The 18,274-nt window shown below is 67.9% G+C and carries 13 protein-coding genes; 4 read left to right on the forward strand and 9 right to left on the reverse strand.

Annotation, left to right across the window (positions count from 1 at the left end):
* Positions 1–155 precede the first annotated feature (155 nt).
* On the reverse strand, positions 156–2,849 hold the full coding sequence (gene ppdK / locus JOD31_RS04460; RefSeq protein ID WP_204949070.1) for a pyruvate, phosphate dikinase: 2,694 nt from the start codon (positions 2,847–2,849) through the stop codon (positions 156–158).
* 292 nt (positions 2,850–3,141) lie between these two features.
* Between ppdK and JOD31_RS04465 the strand changes: the two genes are divergently transcribed.
* The gene (locus tag JOD31_RS04465; protein WP_204949071.1) at positions 3,142–4,494 is read left to right on the forward strand and encodes an Nramp family divalent metal transporter; all 1,353 of its coding nucleotides are present in this window, start codon (positions 3,142–3,144) and stop codon (positions 4,492–4,494) included.
* A gap of 23 nt (positions 4,495–4,517) precedes the next feature.
* Here the strand turns inward: JOD31_RS04465 and JOD31_RS04470 are convergent, their stop codons facing one another.
* From JOD31_RS04470 to JOD31_RS04480, 3 genes are all read right to left on the reverse strand, one after another.
* A complete protein-coding gene (locus JOD31_RS04470) occupies positions 4,518–5,318 on the reverse strand; it encodes a polysaccharide deacetylase family protein (RefSeq protein WP_204949072.1) in 801 nt (266 codons plus the stop codon).
* Between the two features lie 117 nt (positions 5,319–5,435).
* A complete protein-coding gene (locus JOD31_RS04475; RefSeq protein WP_204949073.1) occupies positions 5,436–5,759 on the reverse strand; it encodes a c-type cytochrome in 324 nt (107 codons plus the stop codon).
* A complete protein-coding gene (locus JOD31_RS04480) occupies positions 5,759–7,009 on the reverse strand; it encodes a PQQ-dependent sugar dehydrogenase (protein WP_204949074.1) in 1,251 nt (416 codons plus the stop codon). The genes JOD31_RS04475 and JOD31_RS04480 overlap by 1 nt, the downstream gene beginning before the upstream one ends.
* Between JOD31_RS04480 and JOD31_RS04485 the strand changes: the two genes are divergently transcribed.
* Positions 7,008–8,390 carry a PQQ-dependent sugar dehydrogenase gene (locus JOD31_RS04485; RefSeq protein ID WP_246482322.1) on the forward strand — a complete coding sequence of 461 codons (1,383 nt, stop codon included), beginning with the start codon at positions 7,008–7,010 and terminating at the stop codon, positions 8,388–8,390. The genes JOD31_RS04480 and JOD31_RS04485 overlap by 2 nt on opposite strands.
* Here JOD31_RS04485 and JOD31_RS04490 read toward each other — a convergent pair.
* Genes JOD31_RS04490 through JOD31_RS04500 form a run of 3 tightly spaced genes read right to left on the reverse strand, consistent with a single transcriptional unit; the run spans position 8,371 to position 12,383 of the window.
* On the reverse strand, positions 8,371–9,909 hold the full coding sequence (locus JOD31_RS04490) for a rhomboid family intramembrane serine protease (RefSeq protein ID WP_204949075.1): 1,539 nt from the start codon (positions 9,907–9,909) through the stop codon (positions 8,371–8,373). The genes JOD31_RS04485 and JOD31_RS04490 overlap by 20 nt on opposite strands.
* A gap of 59 nt (positions 9,910–9,968) precedes the next feature.
* Positions 9,969–10,385, reverse strand: a complete 417-nt coding sequence (gene msrB, locus JOD31_RS04495; protein ID WP_276512602.1) for a peptide-methionine (R)-S-oxide reductase MsrB — start codon at positions 10,383–10,385, stop codon at positions 9,969–9,971.
* Positions 10,386–10,430: 45 nt separating this feature from the next.
* Positions 10,431–12,383: an AI-2E family transporter gene (locus tag JOD31_RS04500; RefSeq protein ID WP_204949076.1), complete on the reverse strand. Its 1,953-nt coding sequence runs from the start codon at positions 12,381–12,383 to the stop codon at positions 10,431–10,433.
* A gap of 254 nt (positions 12,384–12,637) precedes the next feature.
* Between JOD31_RS04500 and JOD31_RS04505 the strand changes: the two genes are divergently transcribed.
* Together JOD31_RS04505 and JOD31_RS04510 are read left to right on the forward strand one after the other, a co-directional pair.
* Positions 12,638–13,567, forward strand: coding sequence for an NYN domain-containing protein (locus JOD31_RS04505; protein ID WP_204949077.1), 930 nt, complete (start codon positions 12,638–12,640; stop codon positions 13,565–13,567).
* A gap of 511 nt (positions 13,568–14,078) precedes the next feature.
* On the forward strand, positions 14,079–16,514 hold the full coding sequence (locus JOD31_RS04510; protein ID WP_204949078.1) for an SIR2 family protein: 2,436 nt from the start codon (positions 14,079–14,081) through the stop codon (positions 16,512–16,514).
* 300 nt (positions 16,515–16,814) lie between these two features.
* Here JOD31_RS04510 and JOD31_RS04515 read toward each other — a convergent pair whose 3' ends face one another.
* Positions 16,815–17,312 carry a hypothetical protein gene (locus tag JOD31_RS04515; RefSeq protein WP_204949079.1) on the reverse strand — a complete coding sequence of 166 codons (498 nt, stop codon included), beginning with the start codon at positions 17,310–17,312 and terminating at the stop codon, positions 16,815–16,817.
* 91 nt (positions 17,313–17,403) lie between these two features.
* The gene (gene aqpZ / locus JOD31_RS04520) at positions 17,404–18,132 is read right to left on the reverse strand and encodes an aquaporin Z (RefSeq protein ID WP_204949345.1); all 729 of its coding nucleotides are present in this window, start codon (positions 18,130–18,132) and stop codon (positions 17,404–17,406) included.
* Positions 18,133–18,274 lie beyond the last annotated feature (142 nt).

Genomic DNA, 18,274 nt, shown 5'->3' on the forward strand with positions numbered 1-18,274 from the left:
AAGGCCCAACGACGCCGAGGGATCAGGTCGGCGACGTCGGGCTTCTGGGTCCCGGCTCAAGGCCGGGACACGAGGGCGGGCCTGTGCAGGCCGGGACACGACCGGCGGAGACGTGCGCCGCGGGCCGTACCGGGCGGAGCCGCCCGCAGGGGCAGTTACGCCACGGCGGCCTTTTTGGTCGCGGCCTTCTTCGCCTTCAGTGCGGCCTGGGCCGCGGCGAGGCGGGCGATCGGCACGCGGTAGGGAGAGCAGGAGACGTAATCGAGCCCGATCTCCTCGCAGAAGGCGATGGAGGCGGGATCGCCGCCGTGCTCGCCACAGATGCCGAGCTTGATCTTGGGCCGCACGGCGCGGCCGCGCTCGACGCCGAGAACCACGAGTTCGCCGACGCCCTCGCGGTCGATCGTCACGAACGGGTCGGACGGCAGCAGGTGCTTGTCGGTGTAGTGCTTCAGGAAGGTCGCCGCGTCGTCGCGGCTGATGCCGAGCGCGGTCTGCGTCAGGTCGTTGGTGCCGAAGGAGAAGAACTCCGCGGTCTCGGCGATCTCGTCCGCCTTCAGGCAGGCGCGCGGCAGCTCGATCATGGTGCCGACCTGGTAGACGAGCTTTTCGCCGGTCTCCTCTTCGACCAGCTTCGCGACGGCGTCGATGCGCGCCTTCACGAAGTCGAAGTCCGGGCGGCCCATGACGAGCGGCACCATCACCTCGGGCGTCACGGGCGCGCCGGTGGACTTGGCGGCCTCGATGGCGGCCTCAAAGATGGCGCGCGCCTGCATCTCGGCGATCTCGGGGTAGGCGATCGCCAGACGGCAGCCACGGAAGCCGAGCATCGGGTTGAACTCCGACAGCTCGGCGGCCCGGGCGCGCAGCTTCTCGACGTCGACCCCCATGGCGGCGGAGACCTCCGCCATGTCCTTCTCGGTGTGCGGCAGGAACTCGTGCAGCGGCGGGTCGAGCAGGCGGATCGTGACGGGCAGGCCCTTCATGATCTCGAACAGCGCGACGAAGTCGGCGCGCTGGAACGGCAGCAGCTGGCCGAGCGCCTTGCGGCGGCCGGCCTCGTCGTCGGCGAGGATCATCTCGCGCACCGAGACGATGCGGCTCTCGTCGAAGAACATGTGCTCGGTGCGGGAGAGGCCGATGCCCTCGGCCCCGAAGCGGCGCGCGGCGCGCGCGTCGTCCGGCGTCTCGGCGTTGGCGCGCACGCCCATGCGGCGCACCTCGTCGGCCCAGCGCATCAGCGTCGCGAAATCGCCGGAAAGCTCCGGCTGCACCATGGCGACGGCGCCCTCGAGCACCTGGCCCGTGGAGCCGTCGATGGTGACGACGTCGCCGGCCTTGAACACGCGGCCGGTGACGGTGAGTGTGCCGGACTTCTCGTCGATGCGGAGCATGCCCGCGCCCGAAACGCAGGGCTTGCCCATGCCGCGGGCGACCACCGCCGCGTGGCTCGTCATGCCGCCGCGGGTGGTGAGGATGCCCTCCGAGACGTGCATGCCGTGGATGTCTTCCGGCGAGGTCTCGGTGCGGGCGAGGATGACTTTCTTGCCGGCCGCGACCGCGACCTCGGCGTCTTCGGACGAGAACACCAGCTCGCCCTGCGCGGCGCCGGGCGAGGCCGGCAGGCCGGTCGCGATCACCTTGCGCTCGGCCTTGGGATCGATTGTCGGATGGAGCAGCTGGTCGAGCGACGGCGGATCGATGCGCGCCACGGCCTCGTCGCGGGTGATCAAGCCTTCGCTCGCCAGATCGACTGCGATCTTGAGGGCGGCCTTGGCGGTGCGCTTGCCGTTGCGGGCCTGCAGCATCCACAGCTTGCCGCGCTCGACCGTGAACTCGAGGTCCTGCATGTCGCGGTAGTGCTTCTCGAGCACGTTGGACACGCGGACGAACTCGGTGAAGACCTCCGGCAGCCGCTTTTCGAGCGACGGCGCCGCGACATTGCCCTCGATGCGCGAGGCCTCGGTGATCGGCTGCGGGGTGCGGATGCCGGCGACGACGTCCTCGCCCTGCGCGTTCACCAGGAACTCGCCGTAGAGGCGGTTCTCGCCGGTGGAAGGGTTGCGGGTGAAGGCGACGCCGGTGGCCGAGGTGTCGCCCATGTTGCCGAACACCATGGCCTGGACGTTGACCGCCGTGCCCCAGCTCTCGGGAATGTCGTTGAGCCTGCGGTAGGTGATGGCGCGGGCGTTCATCCACGACGAGAACACGGCGCCGATCGCGCCCCAGAGCTGGTCGCGCGGGTCCTGCGGGAAGGGCTCGCCGGTCTCCTTCAGCACCTTCGCCTTGTAGGAGGCGACCAGGGCGAGGAGATCGTCGGCGGTGAGGTCGGTGTCCTCGACGACGCCCTTCTTCTCCTTCGCGGTCTCGAGGATGTCCTCGAAGGAGTGATGGCCGACGCCGAGCACGACGTTCGAATACATCTGGATGAAGCGGCGGTAGCTGTCGTAGGCGAAGCGCGGATTGCCCGAGCCCTCGGCCAGGCCCGCGACCGTCTGGTCGTTGAGGCCGAGGTTGAGGATCGTGTCCATCATGCCCGGCATCGAGGCGCGCGAGCCGGAGCGGACGGAGACCAGCAGCGGGTTCACGGCGTCGCCGAAGACGCGGCCGGTGATCGCCTGGATGTGGTCGAGGCCTGCGTCGACCTGCGCCTGCAGCTCGGTGGGATAGCTCCGCCCATTGGCGTAATAATGGGTGCAGACTTCGGTGGTGACGGTGAATCCAGGCGGCACAGGGAGCCCGAGGTTCGCCATCTCGGCGAGGTTCGCTCCCTTGCCGCCGAGCAGCTCACGCAGCTCGGCGCGGCCTTCCGCACGTCCGTCGCCGAAGGTCAGCACCCACTTCGTCATGCGTCGTTCTCCGCGTATCCGCCGGGTCCCCCGAGGGCCATTTAGGGCCCCTGTCCGCCCGGCATTAGGGACCTTGCACGCCTTTCGTTCAATGGCAAGTTGTCGCAGAGCGATGCTGCGACGCGGCGGCGGCGGAACCTAAAGCCCCCTGGAACGCTCTCTTTCTTGCATGCCAGACGCCAGCGCTCCTTCGCAGATGCGGAATTGCTTTTGCGAACCACTTGCACAGGAGGTTGTTGCAAACGATTATCGTTCTTGGCTGCCGTAGTTCCCTGCCAGCGAGTCCGTCCCGATGACCGAACTGACCGAGCGTCTGCCCGACTCTCCCTTCTCCGGATGGCGCGGCCGCCCGGGCGAGGCGTCGCTTGCGGAGGTCAACGGCTCGGTCGGCGTGCGCGGGCGCACCCCGCTGCGGCGCTTCCTCGCCTTCGTGGGGCCGGGCTACCTCGTGGCGGTCGGCTACATGGACCCCGGCAATTGGGCGACCTCGCTCGCGGGCGGCTCCCAGTTCGGCTACGCGCTGATGGCGGTGGTCGTGCTGTCGAGCCTGATGGCGATGCTGCTGCAGGCGCTGTGCGCCAGGCTTGGCGTCGGCGCGGGCCGCGACCTCGCCCAGGCCTGCCGCGACGCCTTTCCGAAGCCCGTGGCCTTCGCGCTGTGGATCCTGGCGGAGGCCGCGATCTGCGCCACCGACCTCGCCGAGGTCATCGGCACCGCGATCGGCCTCAACCTGCTGTTCGGCATCCCGCTCGAGATCGGCGTGGTGCTCACCGCGCTCGACGTGTTCCTCGTGCTGCTGCTGCAGCGGGTCGGCTTCCGCTGGATCGAGGCCTTCGTCATCGGCCTGCTGTTCGTGATCGCCGCCTGTTTCGCGGTGCAGCTCGCGATGGCCGATCCGGACTTCGGCGCGATCATCCGCGGCCTCGCGCCGACCACAGAGCTCGTGAAGAACCCGGCGATGCTCTACATCGCCCTCGGCATCGTCGGGGCGACGGTGATGCCGCACAATCTCTACCTGCACTCCTCCGTGGTGCAGACCCGCGGCTACGAGCGCACCGACGCCGGCAAGCGCGAGGCGATCCGCTACGCGACGACGGACTCGACCATCGCGCTGGTCTTCGCCTTCGTCATCAACGCCTCGATCCTGATCCTCGCCGCCGCCGCCTTCCACGCCAACGGCCGCACCGAAGTGGCGGAGCTCGGGGAGGCGCACACGCTGCTCGGGCCTCTGCTCGGCGGCGCCGTGGCCGCGACCGCCTTTGGCGTCGCCCTGCTCTGTTGCGGCCTGAACTCGACCATCACCGCGACGCTCGCGGGCCAGGTGGTGATGGAGGGCTTCCTGCGCATCCGGCTCGCGCCCTGGCTGCGCCGGCTGATCACCCGCGCCATCGCGATCACGCCGGCAATCGTCGTGGTGCTGCTCTACGGCGAGAGCGGCACGTCGCAGCTGCTGGTGATGAGCCAGGTGGTGCTGAGCCTGCAGCTGCCCTTCGCGGTCATCCCGCTGGTATGGTTCACCGCCAGCCGCTCGAAGATGGGCGCCTTCGTCGCGCCGCGCTGGATGAGCGTCGCGGCGGGCGTCACCGCTGCGATCATCGTCGCGCTCAACATGAAGCTGCTCTACGACTTCGCGAACGGCCTCTGAACTTCAGGACGTCTTTCGAAGCGCTACGACGTCTTGGCCCTCTTCGGCGCCGCGCCCGGCAGGGCGGGCGCCGCCTTCCGCCCGGCGATCGTCGTCTCCGGGCCGTCCTCCGACCGCGTCTCGACGTCCTTCAGCAGCACGAACCGCGCGCCGGCGGCCTTCAGCGCCCTGAGGCCCGCCGCGAGCCCCTCCCCCGCCGCCCGGCCGGGCTGGTTCATGTGGGCGATGATGACGTCGCCGGACTTCGCGGCCGCCACCCGTCGCGCGACGGTCGGCGCCATCAGCGAGGCGCCCATGTCGGCGTTCAGCGAGTAGCCCGCGATCGCGAACCCCTGCGCCTTGATCTCGGCGACCGCGTCGCGGCTGTAGCGGGCGGTCGCGTCGCGGTACCAGCGCGGGCGCACGCCCGTCGCGGCCTCGACCGCCGCGGCGCCGCCGGCGACCTCGGCGCGGACCGCCTCCAGCGATCCCGCGGTCTTGAGGCCGAACACCTGCGCGACGTCGGTCACCGCCGGCACATGGTTCTCGCCGTGGTTCTCGATCTCGAACAGCTCGGGATGCGCCTTCAGGGTCGCGAGGCCGGCCGGGTTCGAACGGATCCAGCGGTGGGTGACGAACACCGTCGCGGGGATGGCGTCCGCCACCAGCATGTCGAGCACCCGGTGGTCGGTTGCGCCGGAGCAGGCGTCGAGCGTCAGGGCGACGGTGCGCGCCGAGGGGTCCGGCGCGACGATCGTCAGGCGCGGCTCCACGTCCGCCGCCTGCACGGCGAAGGGCGCGAGGCCGAGGGCGACGGCGACGGCGAGCAGGCGGACCAGGCGCATGGAGGTCTCCGGAAACGATCGCGCCCCGATCCGCCCGCCATGAGGCGAATCTGGGGCGCCACCGTCTCTATGCCGGCAACCGCTTAACGTTTCGCGGAGGCGCGAGGCGCGGACGCCTCACTCCGGCGGCTTCGCCGTCACCTCGATCGCCGAATACCAGGCGACGAGGTCGTCGATGTCCTCGTCGGTCAGGCCCTTGGCGACCACCGACATCATCTCGTTCACCCGCGCGCCGGACCGGAACGCCTCGAGCTGCGCCTTGAGGTAGATCTCCGGCTGCCCCGCGATGTGCGGCGCGTTCGGCATCTGCGACAGACCGTCGAGCCCGTGGCAGGCCGCGCAGGCCTGCGCCTTGTCCTTGCCCGCAGCGGCGTCGGCGAACGCCGGCGCCGCTGTGAGCGACAGGACGGCGAGGCCCGCGAGGAGTTTCCGCGCGCGCATCACTCGCCGTAGGAGATGCGCCAGATCGCGCCCGACAGATCGTCGGAGACGAGCATAGACCCGTCCAGCGCGATGGCGACGTCCACGGGGCGGCCGAGATAGCGCCCGGTCTTCGGATCGAGCCAGCCCTCGGCGAAGACCTCGGTCTTGTCCGCCGAGCCGTCCGCCTTCACCGAGGTGAACATGATCCGTCCCCCGACCGGCTTGGTCCGGTTCCAGGAGCCGTGCTCGGCGGCGAAGATCCCGCCGCGCCACTTCTCCGGGAACTGCTCCGCCGCATAGAACCGCATGCCGAGATCGGCCGCGTGCGCGGCGTACTCCACCTCCGGGAAGGTCACGTCCGCCGGCGGTTCGTCGTCCTTGTACTCGACCGTGCGGATCTTGCCGCCGCCGTACCAGGGGAAGCCGAAGTTCATGCCGGGCTTCGGCGCGCGGTTGAGCTCGCCGGGCGGGATGTCGTCGCCCATGCCGTCCACCTGGTTGTCGGTGAACCAGAGTTCGCCGTTCGCCGGGTTGAAGTCGAGCCCGACGGAGTTGCGGATCCCGCGCGCGAAGACCTCGCGGTTCTTGCCGTCGCGGTCCATGCGGATGATCCCGCCGATCCCGGCCTCCGCGAAGCCCTTGAGCTTCTCCTTGGCCGGCACGTTGAACGGCTGGCCGAGCGTTATGTAGAGCTTGTTGTCTGGGCCGATCGCGCAGGTGCGCGCGCCGTGGTTGAAGCTCTCGTCCTCCTTCGGGACCAGCTGCTCCGCGATCACCGCGACCGCGACGTCCGGGCTCTCGTAGAAGAACTCCGCCGCCGGGAAGAGCAGCGCGCGGTTGTGCTCGATGACGTAGAGGAAGCCGTCCTTGGTGAAGCACATGCCGTTCGGCACGTTCTTCTTCAGCGACGGCGCGAACTCCTTCACCTCGTCGGCCACGTGGTCGCCGTCGCGGTCGGTGACGGCGTAGGCCTTGGTCTTGCGGGTGCCGACGAAGACGACGCCGACGTTGGTCCCGACCGCCATGTGGCGCGCGTCCGGCACGATGGCGTAGAGCTCCACCTTGAAGCCGTCGGGAACCCTGATCTTCTGCGCGATCGCCTTGAGGTTCTCGGCCTTCTTGCCGCCCTGCTCGACCTGAGGGATGTCGAGGCTCGTTCCGGTCGTGCGGAAACCGCCGAGCTTGTCGAGGGCGTCGTCGGCCGCCAGCGCGGGGATCGAAAACGAAAGGGCGAGCGCCGTCGCGGCGCAAAGACGCGATTTTCGCATGTCTGTTTCACTCCCTGAGCCGGGCCTTATGGCGGCCCGTGCGCGGCGATCCTGCGCTCACCTCCGGGGCCGCGCAACCGTCAGCAGTTGTGCTTGGCGATGGGCCTCGGCGAAGCTAGCGTCGCGCGCGACAGGCCGCCGCTTCGGACGCGGCGGCCGCTGGAGACGGACCGCCATAGCGACGCTCGAACCCATCCGCCGCCTCGCCGCGGCCGCCCTGCTGCTGGTCGCCGCCCTGTCGCCGGCCGCCGCCGCGGAGGACTTCTGGGCGATCGGCCGGCCGCCGTCCGAAAGCTCGCGCCGGCTCGCGCCGCCCTCGGTGTTCCCGGCCGCGACCCCCGCGGACGAGCTGCCGACCCCGAAGCTCAGGGCGCCGCCCGGCTTCAAGGTCGAGACCTTCGCGAGCGACGTGCTGGACGCGCGCATGCTGCGCGAGGGTCCGCGCGGCACGGTCTTCGTCTCCTCGCTGTTCGTGGCGAACCGCGTCTACGCGCTGGTGAAGACGCCGGCGGGCGGGCGGGCCGTCCATGTCGTGCTCGACGACACGCCGCTGCCGAACGGGATAGAGGTCTCCGGCGGCGCGCTTTACGTCGCGACGCCGCGCAAGATCCTCCGCTTCGACGCGATCGAGGACCGGATCGACCGGCCCGGCGAACCGACGGTGGTCTACGACGCGTTTCCGGCCGAGGCGCCGAACAGCTGGAAGGCGGTGAAGGTCGGCCCGGACGGCAAGCTCTACGTGACGGTCGGATCGCCCTGCAACGTGTGCCGGCCCGACGACGCCCACGGCCGGATCCTCCGCATGAACCTCGACGGGACCGGGGTCGAGACGGTCGCCCGCGGCATACGGTTTTCCGTAGGGTTCGACTTCGACCCGACGACCGGCGATCTCTGGTTCACCGACAACCAGCGCGACGGCCTGACCAATCCCGAGCCTTCGGACGAACTGAACCGCGTCGCGAAGCCCGGTCAGGACTTCGGCTTCCCCTACTGCCACTCCGGCCTGCTGCCGGATCCGGCCTTCGGCGCGGGGCGCTCCTGCGCCGAGTTCACGCCGCCGGAGGCGCTGCTCGGTCCGCACGCCGCGCCGCTCGGCATGCGCTTCTACCGGGGGACGGCATTTCCGGAAAAATACCACAACGCCATCTTCGTCGCCCGCCACGGCCCCTGGAATCGGGCGCGCAAGCAGGCCGACGTGGTGGCCGTGCTGCGCGACGGCATGGGCCGCGTGACCGGGGTCGAGTCGTTCCTCAGCGGTTTCGTGCAGAACGACGAGTACGTGGGCCGCCCCGTCGACGTTCAGCCGCTGTCGGACGGATCGCTGCTGGTCTCCGACGACCACAACGGCGCGGTCTACCGCGTCAGCTACGTCGGCGAGTGACGCCGAAAAGCGCCAGCCCGGCGACGAGGCCGAGGACAAAGCCGAAGGCGTGGGCGGACATGCTGATCTCGGGCGTCAGCGCGTCGAACACGATCTGAAGCGCGACGATGGCGCCGAGTTCGATCAGCCTCCGGCGCGCGCCGCGCCGGCCCTCCCGGACGTCCGCGACCAGCAGCGCGCCGAAGGCGCCGACCACGCCGAAGATCGCGCCCGACGCGCCGATGAGCAGATCCGGCTCCGCGCCGCGGATCGCGCCCAGCGCGACCACGCCCGCCATGGAGCCCAGGCCCGCGAGCGCATAGAGCGCCGCCATGCGCCAGGGCCCGGCCCTCAGCTCCACCCGGCTCCCGAAGGCGGCGAGCGCCAGCATGTTCAGGGCGAGATGCAGAGCGCCGAAATGCAGGAACATGGCGGAGCCGAGCCGCCACCACTCGCCGTCCTCCAGCACGGAGGGCGGCCACAGCGCGCCGAGCTGGTACAGCGTGTCGAGATCGGTCGGCCCGCCCCATCCGCCGACCGCCATCTCGGCGCCGAAGGCCGCGACGTTGGCCGCGATCAGCGCCGCGGTGACGATCGGCCGACGCCGGACGGCGGGAACCGTCGCGGCCATCGCCGAGACGACGGCGTCCTCGAGACGGTCGATCGCGGCCGAGGTCTCGGGGTCGAGCGCCGCGCGCGCGCCGAGCCGGCCGCCGAGCCTGCGGGCGATCAAGACGTCCCGTTGCGGGCCCGACGCGGTCGCCTCGACCTGGGCGCGCGCGGCGGCGTCGCCGGCGTCGGCGACGAGCGCCGCCGTCGCGCGCCAGAAGGCCTTCGCGCCCGGGTTCAACACCGCAAAGGGCTCGCCGTCGATCAGGGCCGCGACGCCGCGCGTGCGGCCGGAAAACGCGAACAGCATGAGATCGGCGAAGGGATCCGGCTCCTCCAGCCGAGCGTGCTCCGCCGCCAGCTCCGCAAGGCGGCCGGTCTCGCCGAGCGCCCGCAGCCGAAGACCTTCCGTCGCCGGGAGTTTCGGCCCGCGAACGGCGAGCAGCCCGTCCCAATCCCCCGTCAGCCGCGCGATCTCGCCCCAGACATAGGGCCGGGCGCCGACGGGAAGGTCGTCCGCCTCGAGCCGGCGCCGCAGGTCGGGGACGACGGAGGCGTCGCCCGCCTGCGCTTGTGCGAGGGCGCGCATCAGGCCCGGCGCGCCGCGCCAGCCGTCGACGGGATGCAGCAGCCGGACGATCTGCGCGTAGACGCCCGCGCGCTCGAACCGCAGGCGCGCAAGCTCCCGCGCCTGCCCCTGCGCGGCGAGCGCCGGAACGACCAGCAGCAGCGCCCAGGCCGCCGAGACGCCATAGAGCGCCGTGTCGGAGTCCAGAGCCGCCGCCGCGCCGACGCCGAGCAGCACGAGCGTCGCCTTCGCCGCCCAGCCCGTCGCGAAGGGGCCGCCGCGGCGGGCGAAGTCGACGGCGCGGACGAGATAGGCCACGCACCACAGGCCGACGACGATCGGCAGGATCGGCAGCAGATCCATGAAGACCGAGCCCTAGACGACCGATGCGGGGCCGGGACGCAACGCGCCGCCCAAGTCCGTCAATCCGGCTCGAACGCCAGCGCCACCCCGTTGATGCAGTAGCGCAGGCCGGTCGGCGGCGGGCCGTCGGGGAAGACGTGGCCCATGTGGCTGCCGCACCGGCCGCAGTGCACCTCGGTGCGCGTCATGCCGTGGCTGCGATCGACGGTCTCGCCCAGCGCGCCGTCGATCGGCGCGTCGAAGCTCGGCCAGCCTGTGCCGCTCTCGAACTTCTCGCCCGAGCGGAACAGCGGCTGGCCACAGCCCACGCAGGCGAAGACGCCCGGCCGCTTCTCGCGCAGCAGCGAACAGCTGCCGGGCCGCTCCGTGCCGTGGCGGCGCATCACCTGGTACTGCTCCGGGCTGAGCAGCGCGCGCCATTCCTCGTCGGTGCGGGTGACCTCGTAGACCTCGTCCAGCATCTCGGGCGCCTCCATCAGGGGTGTCGTCGGGTGGGGATGTAGGTACGCGCCGGCCCGACGTCACGTTACGGCGGCGAGAACCGGCCCTTCCGCGAGGCCCGTCTCCGGCTGGGGCTCGCCGGCGGCGAGGCAGAGCGCGACCACCTCGGGCAGGCTGCGGCCGACGGCGTCGGCGCCGGCTCGGCGCATGGCGGTCTCGCCCGCCTCGCCCTCGATGCTCCAGCAGCCGAGCACGACCGTCGCGCCCGGCGCGCGCCGGCGGATGCGGCGCACCGCGAGCCGCAGATGCGCCTCGCTCGGCGCGAGCGAGGCGAGGAAGATCACCGTGCGCTCCGGACCGTCGAGCTCGACCACGCTGGTCGTCGACAGAAAGTCGTCGGCCTCGAGGGCGGCGGCCATGCCGTGCTTCTCGAGCACCTGCCGCACGACGCCCGCGGCCGCCTGGTCGATCGCCCCGCGGGCGCCGACGCACCGCACCCTAAGCGGGCGGGCCGGGCTCGCGTCCGGCAGAGCCGCGGCGGAGGCGTCGGCGTCGGCGCGTTCCACCGCGTCGACCGACTCCATGTCCTGTGTGGGATCGACCGGCGGCTGCGGGTCCGCGTCGTCCCACTCGTCGAGATCCTCGACCAGCTCGTCCGCCGCCGCCCGCACCGTCGCGATGCGGCGCTCGTCGAGCGCGCCGCTCAGCGCGTCGCGGCTCGCCAGCATCAGGCCCGGCAGCGCGACCTCCTCGTAATAGGCCGAGAGCGAACGCTCGCGCAGGAACTCCTCGGCCTTCTCGGCCGCCTCGGCCGGGTCGCCCACCAGCATGCGCTGGTAGAACAGCTCGGGCGGCGACAGCGACGGCCGGTCGCCGAACATCACGTCGAGGAAGCGCAGCGCCTGCACGTGGCGGCCGAGCACGACGAGGCAGACCGTCAGCGGCGTCGCGAGCACCAGGCCGATCGGGCCCCACAGCGCCGTCCAGAACGTGGCGGCGACCACCACCGCGACCGGCGACAAGCCCGTGCTGCGGCCGTAGGCCAGCGGCTCGACGACGTGGCCGACGATGGGCTCGACCACGGCGAACAGCACGGCGGTCCAGATCAGCATGCTCCAGCCCGGATCGACCGCGGCGGCGAGCGCCAGCGGGAAGATCGCCGAGATGATCGCGCCGATGTAGGGCACGAAGCGCAGCACCGCGGCGAGGATGCCCCACAGCGCCGCGCTCGGCACGCCGATCAGCGCCAGCCCGCAGCCGATGCCGACGCCGAAGGCGATGTTGATCGCGAGCTGGGTCAGCAGCAGCCGGCTCAGCCGCTTCGCGGCGTCGTCGAGCGCGGCTGTGGTGCGCTGGATGTCGTGGGCGCCGGCGAGGCTCATCAGCCGGTTCCGCAGGTCCTCGCGCTGCAGCAGGATGAAGATCACGAAGATCAGCACGATGCCGGTGGTCGCGAGCGGGTGGACCAGCGGCTCCAGGATTGCCTGCAGGTTCTGCAGCGGCGTCGGCGGCGGCGAGTGGATCTCGACCGGCAGCGGCTGGTCCGGCTTGCGCTCGGCCTCGATCGGCCGGCCGTCCGGCCCGAGCGTGCGGCCGCCCGCCGCGGGGGCGTTCAGCTCCTGGCCGAGGCTCTGCAGCAGCTCGCCCGCGCGCTCCAGCGTGCGGCTGCCGCCGGTGATCTCGCGGACCGACTGCGCCTTCTGCCGCATGGTGGACTGGTACTGCGGCAGGTCCGCCGCGAGCTGCCCCACCTGCCCCGCGATGATCGCCGACAGGCCGAACAGCAGCAGGAACGCCGACAGCGCGACCACGATCACGGCCGGCGTGCGCGGCGCGCCGAGCTTCTTCGCGCGGCCTACCAGCGGCGACAGCACGAAGCTCAGCAGCAGCGCGAGCGCGAGCGGGATCAGCAGATCGCGCCCCACGTAGAGCACGCCCACGACGATGCAGCCGATGACGGCCGCGCAGGCCGCCGTGACCAGCGGGTTCGCCGGAGCGAAGCCCCGCCCCTGCGTGTCGGAAGTCTCCGCCATGACGTTCGTTCGCCCCCTGGCGCGGATGCCCGCGCCGTTCGCCCTTGCATGCCAGAACGCGTCTGAGCCCCCGCCGTTCCTCGGACGCGCCGCAGAAAGGCCGGAACGATGAAGGAAAGGTGACGACGGCCGTCCGCCCGCCGCCTCCGCGCCGGCATGACGGCGAAGCGGCGGCGCGCCCTGCGGCGTCTTGGAGGCCGCCTTCCCCCAGCTCTCCGGTTGCCGCCGCGCGCGCGGCGACGCATGGTCCGCGCATGACCCTCCGCACCCCGCCGCGCCCCGCCGACCCCGCCGACCGCTCGGCGACCCTCGCCCTGCTGATCGACGGCGACAACGCCTCTCCGAAGATCGTCGAGGGCCTGCTCGCCGAGATCGCGACCTACGGCACCGCCAGCGTGAAGCGCATCTACGGCGACTGGACCAAGCCCAACCTCGGCGGCTGGAAGCAGTGCCTGCTGGAGCACTCGATCCAGCCGATCCAGCAGTTCGCCTACACCACGGGCAAGAACGCCACCGACGGGGCGATGATCATCGACGGCATGGACCTGCTCTACACCGGCCGGTTCGACGGCTTCTGCCTGGTGTCGAGCGACAGCGACTTCGCGCGCCTCGCCTCGCGGCTGCGGGAGCAGGGCGTGCTGGTCTACGGCTTCGGGGAGCGCAAGACGCCGCGCCCGTTCATCACCGCCTGCGACAAGTTCGTCTTTTTCGACGTGCTGGCGCAGCCGGGCGGGCTCGCCGTCCCGGCCCCGAAGGCGCCCACCGCGCCGGACCCCGCCGCGGCGACGCCGCCGGCCGGCAAACCGGCGGCCAAAACAGGGGCCAAGGCCTCGGACAAGGAAGCCGCAAAGGCCGCCGCGCCGGCGCCCGCCAAGGGCGCTTCGAAGCCGGCCGTCCCGGCTGCCGCGGTCGCGAGCCCCGCGGCGAAGCCGCAGCCGCGGCGCGGCGACGCCGTCGACGCGCCCGCGCGCGCCCTGCTCACCTCGGCCCTCGCCGCGGTCGCCGAAGACTCCGGCTGGGCCAGCCTCGGCGCGATCGGCAGCCACATCGCCAAGCGCTCGCCGGAGTTCGACTCCCGCAACTACGGCTTCGCCCGCCTCAGCGATCTGGTGGAGGCCACCGGCTTGTTCGAGGTCGAACGCAGTTCGACCGGCAAGGGCAGTGTGCTGGTGCGGTTGAAGTAGATTTTTTGCGCGGACCGTGCCGGCAGGTCTGACCGCCGGGCGGACCGCCCTCCCCGTCAGGCCCCTTGGGCAGGCCTCGGCCGCCCGCCTCGTCACACCTCGGGCGCGCTCCGAAGGGCCACCCGCATGGTCATGCCCGCCTTCGCGGGCATCCACGCCTCACTTTCCGTCCGCCGCGGCGGATGTCCAAGACATGAATGTCTGCGCGAAGGCGCAGGAATGACCGCCCGCGGAAGCGCCCAACAACTCAGGCGTCCCGGGGCGGCGACATCCGGTCATCCCGCCGCAGGCGCCGCCCTCCCCGCATGGCCGGCCGGCCCAGACACGCCTCCCGACGGCGAAGAGTGGTGGGAGGAGAGCACGAGGGAAGAGGGCGCGATCAAGGATTTTTTCCCACGTCACTTTGAGTTGGCGATCGCACGGTGGATTTACGGCGCCTAGTTCCTCACCTCCACTTGACTGCCATGACCAAACTCACCGTATCTTCCGGATGGTGTTCTTGGAGGGTTGCATGCCCGTCACTGCTGATTTCACATCGCTTGAAGATGCGTTTAGAAATGCTATCGATGGCAACGCCATTTTGTTTGTGGGTGCAGGGGCTTCGCATCTCGCTGAAAACAAAGATGGGCAGCCCCTACCGAACGGAGCTGACCTCACCAAGCTCCTCCGCTGGAAGATTAAGACTACGAATGATCGTCATTCTTTAGCACAGCTTACTGGCCACTATGTAAGAACCGAAGGATCCGACGAGCTCTATAATTTTCTGCACAGATTATTGAGCACTTCGCGTGTAGACAAAATATATCGCGATCTCCTCCAACTTAATTGGACTCGTATATACACGACGAATTATGATAATGCGATAGAGGTCGCAAAGAATTTTAAGAACGAACATAACGTATATGACTTAAGACGATCGGTAAAGAATGTCCCCCACGGGGCAATTGTACACCTTAATGGATACATCAATCATGTCTCTCCACATAATATCGCCGGCGAGCTTTTGCTGACGGATGCGAGCTACTCTACCTCAAATTTTTCGAGCAGCGCGTGGGCGCACCACTTTCGATCAGACATTAGCAACGCGCGATCCGTGGTATTTATTGGCTATAGTCTTTACGATCTGGATATCGCTCGTATTCTGATTGAAGATCCCGCCATCAAGGCGAAAACGACTTTTGTCGTTGCACCAAACGCCGACGAGATCGAGGTTGGCTCGATGTCGCAGTATGGGACTGTACTTAGTGTGGGAGTCGAGGGTATATGGACGTCCCTTACGGATATTGTGACAACGTATCAGCCTCGATCAATGATTAGTGCATTTAACTTTCTTTCGAACTTGTCAGAAGCAAAAAATCGCTCACACCCCAGCGCTGCAACTGAGGTGTACAACCAGCTTATATTCGGGCAAGTTCCTTTATACAGCTTAATTCAAGACGTTCAGATCAATGAAAGTCTTAGTTATCTAATCAATCGAACACAAGTGTCCGACTTCATTGAGAGGAGCCGGACACATCCGGCGCGGGACGTGTTTATCGTCGGAGAGATAGCGTCTGGCAAGACCTTCGCGGCGCTACAGCTCGCCAAAAACCTGATAAAAGGCCGATACACCGTCTACGTTGCGCGATCAGGACGCGACTTACGCCAAGAGTTGGGGGAACTGTGCCGCAATACGGACCCCGTCTGTGTAGTATTTGACGGTTACAGAAGATACATTGATGAAATTAAATTTTACGTCTCCCAAAGGCCGGCTAACCACCGCGCCATTTTGACTGAAAGATTGGTCGTCCATGAGTATATGGAGAGATTAATCACCGATATATTTCCCGAAGGAGACTATGGAGAAATTGTACTAGAGCGCCTCGACGAGGCTGAGATTGCGGAGTTTGACAATCTAATAAACTTTGCTGGTCTTTGGGGTGACGATGCTGGCGAATCCCCGAAAAATAGACGAAGAAAGATTCATACGAATTTTAGTTCTTCATTGTATAAACTTTTGTTGGAATTGGTCTTATCACAGCATGTGAGAGCCGAAATCAAACGCCTGCTGGAGCCAATCAGCCAGGATGTGAATGCAACTCGGTTTTTCGCCACCGCTTTTATTATGAATGTCCTTGGGCATGACTTTGTAATAAACGACTGGCAAAGTTTCCATGGCATCACAAATGTCAGGTCTCTGCTTGCAACATACCGTGAGGCGATCGAACACTTCGTTACTACAGATGCCACTCAAATCAAACTCAGATCTGGTCTGGCTAGTGCCGCCTTGCTCAGCATGTTCGCTAGTGACGCAACCGTAGCAAACATCCTAGCGGATATATATCGATCTGCATCTAACAACTCGATCGGAAGTGATAACTTCAAGCAAGTGGCGATAGATGTCACACGATATGGATCCGTTGAGCCACTTTTCCAGGGCGAAAACAAATTTGCGACAATAGTTAATTACTATGAACTTATTCGGCCCTTTGGCAATTCACAAAACAATCCCGATTACTGGCTTCAGTACGGAATCGCATGCACTATACATGGCAGCCTAGACCGCGCCGAAACTGCGTTCCAAAATGCGTACGCTCGCGAGCGGGTCCGTGACCGCCCGAACCTCATACGCATCGACAACTACTTCGCTCGATATCAGATGAAGAAAGCCCTTGAGGCAACGAACTCCGATCTTGCATTCGACATATTTAAGTCTGCCGGAGATGCCCTCAACCGCCAGATTTGGTTCGACAACAACCGCCATTACCCATTTAAAACAGGACGCGCCTTTAGCGAAATAGCTCGGAAATACTTTGACATATGGAGCCATTCACAAAAGGCGGAATTTATCTTGATGTGCAGAACGATCAGAGAGAAAGCAATCGACTGGAAAAGGGCAAAGCGCAAATCAAATCCAGACGTCGATTTCTTGATCGCCGAGATAAGACGTTTGTTGGACCGCTTATGAATGGTCATCAAGATCAGGTGCATGTCCCTCCTGCGTTTGCGCAAAGAGCGGTACATGCTACGCTGCCTCACTCGTTCTCCTCACGCCACCCCGCGCTCGTCCACCGCCGTGTTGTCCACGATCGCACCGTCGGCGTAGAGTTAGCGGGCGAGCACGCTGGCGATTGTCGCGCCGGCGATCGGGACGAGCCAGAACAGCCAGAGCGGGGCGAGGGCCTACGCCCCACCCAGCAAGGGCCCGGCGCACGGCCAGTGTCTGGTGAAACGCCGGCGAAATGTGCGGCCCAAACAGTTCCAGCCGTCACCGTCCAGCCGCCGTCGGCTTCGCCCCGTCAACCTCCGCGACCAGTTGCACGATTGTGCGGCTGTCGAAAAACTCCAACGCCAGCGGCGCGGTTGGACGTTCGGCGAGCCGGAGCGGATCGCCGGGGACGCTCTCGTCCTTCTTGCGACGCTCCACGCTGAGTAGCTTGCAATTGCTGGGGCCGCCGTAGTTGTAGCACATGAAGGTGCCGAGGCCGTGGCCGATCTCCCAATAGCCCTTGGTGATCCGGTCGTTGACCCAAAGATAAAGCTTACCGTCGGGCGCGATGTACTCGATCTGGGCCGGGCCGAGGCTGCGGTGCGTGTAGCCCGCCAGCTCCTTGCAGTAGACCATGTCTTCCGCGCGGCATGTGGCCATGCCGCTGTTCTCCGGCGTGCGCTCTGGCCGCGTGGCGCAGCCGGAGAGGCCCAGGGCCGCCAGCCCGCCCGCCGCCACGCCGAGGCGGACCGCCCGTCGCAGGTTCTCACGCGTCATGCCGCTTTTCCTCGAGGCCTGAGTCGGCGGCCCGCGTCGGGGACCACAGGCCTGCGCGGATGTCCTCCGCGCAGGCGGAAGCGCGGGGGGCTCACGCCACCCCGCGTTCCTCCACCACCGTGGTGTCCACGATCCCGCCGTCGGCGTAGAGCCAGCGGGCGAGGACGCCGGCGATGATCGCGCCGGCGATCGGGGCGAGCCAGAACAGCCAGAGCTGGGCGATGTGCTCCCCGCCGGCGAACAGCGCCGGGCCGGTGCTGCGGGCCGGGTTCACCGAGGTGTTGGTGACGGGGATGGTGATGAGGTGGATCAGCGTCAGCCCGAGGCCGATCGGGATGCCGGCGAAGCCGGTGGCTGCGCCCTTGGAGGTCGCGCCGAGGATGATGAACAGGAAGAAGAAGGTGGCGAGCAGCTCCGTCACCAGGCAGGCGCCGAGCGCGTAGCCGCCGGGGCTCTGGGCGCCGTAGCCGTTGGAGGCGAAGCCGCCGGGGACCCAGCCGGCCTTGCCCGAGGCGATGAGGTAGAGCGCGCCGGCGCCGATCACCGCGCCCGCGACCTGCGCCACGATGTAGGGCGCGACGTGCTTCGGGGCGCAGCGGCCCGCGGCCCAGAGGCCGAGCGTCACGGCCGGATTGAAGTGCCCGCCCGAGATGTGGCCGACGGCGTAGGCCATGGAGAGCACCGTGAGGCCGAAGGCGAAGGCGACGCCGAGGAAGCCGATGCCGAGTTCCGGGTAAGCCGCGGCCAGCACCGCCGCCCCGCAGCCGCCGAAGGTGAGCCAGAAGGTGCCGAAGAATTCGGCGACCACGCGCCGCGCCATGTCCGTCATGAGAGCTTCTCCTGCGTCCACCCTCAGGGGATGGGCGTCTCAGGGTTATCCACGCGTGGTCTGTTGAACAGATCGCCAATGGTCGAGCTGGGGCGGGGGCGCGGCGTTTGCGGGGGGCGCGGCGTTCTCGCCA

This window comes from Methylopila capsulata, assembly GCF_016907975.1.
In the GTDB taxonomy this organism is placed as follows: Bacteria; Pseudomonadota; Alphaproteobacteria; order Rhizobiales; family Methylopilaceae; genus Methylopila; species Methylopila capsulata.

What these genes read in the sequence shown, in the direction of transcription:
- ppdK (WP_204949070.1), bottom strand. Translation starts at nt 2,849, where the DNA reads ATGACGAAGTGGGTGCTGACCTTCGGCGACGGACGTGCGGAAGGCCGC.
- JOD31_RS04465 (WP_204949071.1), top strand. Translation starts at nt 3,142, where the DNA reads ATGACCGAACTGACCGAGCGTCTGCCCGACTCTCCCTTCTCCGGATGG.
- JOD31_RS04470 (WP_204949072.1), bottom strand. Translation starts at nt 5,318, where the DNA reads ATGCGCCTGGTCCGCCTGCTCGCCGTCGCCGTCGCCCTCGGCCTCGCG.
- JOD31_RS04475 (WP_204949073.1), bottom strand. Translation starts at nt 5,759, where the DNA reads ATGCGCGCGCGGAAACTCCTCGCGGGCCTCGCCGTCCTGTCGCTCACA.
- JOD31_RS04485 (WP_246482322.1), top strand. Translation starts at nt 7,008, where the DNA reads ATGTCTGTTTCACTCCCTGAGCCGGGCCTTATGGCGGCCCGTGCGCGG.
- JOD31_RS04480 (WP_204949074.1), bottom strand. Translation starts at nt 7,009, where the DNA reads ATGCGAAAATCGCGTCTTTGCGCCGCGACGGCGCTCGCCCTTTCGTTT.
- JOD31_RS04490 (WP_204949075.1), bottom strand. Translation starts at nt 9,909, where the DNA reads ATGGATCTGCTGCCGATCCTGCCGATCGTCGTCGGCCTGTGGTGCGTG.
- msrB (WP_276512602.1), bottom strand. Translation starts at nt 10,385, where the DNA reads ATGGAGGCGCCCGAGATGCTGGACGAGGTCTACGAGGTCACCCGCACC.
- JOD31_RS04500 (WP_204949076.1), bottom strand. Translation starts at nt 12,383, where the DNA reads ATGGCGGAGACTTCCGACACGCAGGGGCGGGGCTTCGCTCCGGCGAAC.
- JOD31_RS04505 (WP_204949077.1), top strand. Translation starts at nt 12,638, where the DNA reads ATGACCCTCCGCACCCCGCCGCGCCCCGCCGACCCCGCCGACCGCTCG.
- JOD31_RS04510 (WP_204949078.1), top strand. Translation starts at nt 14,079, where the DNA reads ATGCCCGTCACTGCTGATTTCACATCGCTTGAAGATGCGTTTAGAAAT.
- JOD31_RS04515 (WP_204949079.1), bottom strand. Translation starts at nt 17,312, where the DNA reads ATGACGCGTGAGAACCTGCGACGGGCGGTCCGCCTCGGCGTGGCGGCG.
- aqpZ (WP_204949345.1), bottom strand. Translation starts at nt 18,132, where the DNA reads ATGGCGCGGCGCGTGGTCGCCGAATTCTTCGGCACCTTCTGGCTCACC.